Source organism: Stieleria sp. (assembly GCF_041595215.1).
GTDB lineage: Bacteria > Planctomycetota > Planctomycetia > Pirellulales > Pirellulaceae > Stieleria > Stieleria magnilauensis.
Genome location: NZ_JBFHKV010001325.1, coordinates 1 through 2,036, shown reverse-complemented (window position 1 = coordinate 2,036; position 2,036 = coordinate 1). Strand labels below are relative to the sequence as shown.

Genomic DNA, 2,036 nt, shown 5'->3' with positions numbered 1-2,036 from the left:
GATTCTTGGGTCGCTGCGGAGCAGCGAGGCGGGGCGGCTGAAGTCTGCACACCAGCGCGTGTTGGTGTCCAGCCTTTAGGCGCATCCCCGGTCGCTGCGGAGCAGCGAGGCAGGGCGGCTGAAGCCTGCACACCAGCGCGTGTTGGTGTTTAGCGTTGAGGAGTTTCTCGGGTCGCTGCGGAGCAGCGAATTGGGCGGCTGAAGCCTGCACACCAGCTCGTGGACGTTAGGGGCTGACGAGACGGCCGTCGGAGAGGCGGATTTGGTGATCGGCGCGAGAGGCGACGGCTTCATCGTGCGTGACGACGATCAAGGTGATCGATTGGTTGCGATTGAGTTCTTCGAGCAGCCGTAAGATCGAGTCGCCCGTTTCGCTATCGAGGGCGCCGGTCGGTTCGTCAGCGAGAATCAACTGGGGCGCATTGGCGAGCGCCCGGGCGATGGCCACCCGCTGCGATTCGCCGCCGGAGAGCTGGGAGGGCAGATGGTTTTCGCGGCCCGACAAGCCGACTTGATCGAGCAATTGTTTGGCCCGTTCGGCGCGCTCGGCTGGACCGTAGTCGGATTCGAACATCGGGATTTGAATGTTCTCAGCAGCCGTCAGATTGGGCAATAAATAATAGCTTTGGAACACAAAACCGACGTTGCGTGAACGATGGCGATCGAGGTCGCTGTGGGCGTCGAGACGCTGTCCGTCGTAATCGATTTCACCGGAGGTGGGTCGATCGAGGCCACCGATCAGGTTGAGCAACGTCGTTTTTCCGCTTCCGCTCTTGCCGACGATGGCGACATAGTGTCCCCTGCCGATGGAAAAAGTCGCATCGGCGAGCGCATCGACTTTTCCTTCGTCATAATGGCGACAAACCTGTCGCCCTTCGATCAGCACGGGAGCGGAAACGCTTGATCCCGGAGCCGATGGATCCGACTGTGGAGAGGGAATTTCACCCGCCGGCGTTGATGGAGATTCGGAACGGTGCTGGGACATCTGGAAGTGATCGACGTGGTCATGAAACAAACTCACACTCTAACGGATGTTGAATCGATGCAGTACGGCCCAGCGCCGCGACGCCTGACGATCCCACGCCCCGTGTCTCCGACGCTGCGTTTCGCATGGACCTTGATCGGGGTGTGGTTCACATCGCATCTGATTTCCGTTCATCGTCCCGCGGCGGCGAACGACGCGCTGTTTCAGCCGACCCCGATTGCGGTGGTCGATCCCGGCACGCGGGTGACGGATGAATCCGAGCCGGTGTCATGGAATCGGCAGATTTTGGTCGCATCGCCGAAGATCAACAGCGGCGACATCGATTCGCTGAGCGGATCGATCCGTGACGCGGCAACCAAGTGCGCGCTGACGATCATGGCGCGGGTCGAGAAATCGACGCCACAGGGTCAGTACGAACTGAAGCAGATCGGTGTGGGCTACAGTGTCGAAGGTCCCGCCGGCCGAATCATCATCTCCTCGGACACCGCGTCGGATTTGGACGTGCCGCTCGGTTTTGTCGCTCGCCAAGTGCTGAAGACCAACGAGCGACAACTCGCCGACGTGTCGTTGATCGCCCACAGCCCGGCGTTGGCGATGTTCGATGCGCCGTCTGTGATGCTGCGCAACGGACAACACCGCAAGTACCTGACACGCCATTTGGTGTACCTGGATCAAGCCACCGGCGAAGGCGGCTTGGTGACCTGGTTGCTCGTCCCGCCGAGCGACGACGAGCATCCGATGGCGATCATCAATCAGCCGATCCGCGTGACGAAGTGGAACACACACGAAACGCGTCAGATTCATGTCGACGCCGACGAGTTTAATTTTTTAGGGGTGCCGGGAGCATTGGCGTTCGCGCTGGAAGACCTGCCGCCGGGCATCGACGTCGCATGGACCAAGCGGGCGGCACGACTGGCTGGCAAAAAAGCGTTTACCGAAGCGGAGCTGCGCGAGTTGGCCGCTGCCTTGCGCGAAGCGATGGAAACAAAGTAGCGAAGTAGGTCACGCTGTGCGTGACGATTGCCTATCCCACGGTCGGGATCGGGTCGAT

At 60.7% G+C, this 2,036-nt stretch carries 2 protein-coding genes; one reads left to right on the top strand and one right to left on the bottom strand.

Features of this window, described 5'->3' with window-relative positions; all coding sequences use genetic code 11:
• Positions 1-226 precede the first annotated feature (226 nt).
• Entirely contained in the window at positions 227-985 is a 759-nt protein-coding gene (locus ABX749_RS30970) for an ABC transporter ATP-binding protein (RefSeq protein ID WP_372899435.1), read from the bottom strand.
• A 57-nt stretch (positions 986-1,042) separates the two neighbouring features.
• Here ABX749_RS30970 and ABX749_RS30965 point away from each other — a divergent pair, with 57 nt between their 5' ends.
• Entirely contained in the window at positions 1,043-1,978 is a 936-nt protein-coding gene (locus ABX749_RS30965; protein WP_372899434.1) for a hypothetical protein, read from the top strand.
• Positions 1,979-2,036 lie beyond the last annotated feature (58 nt).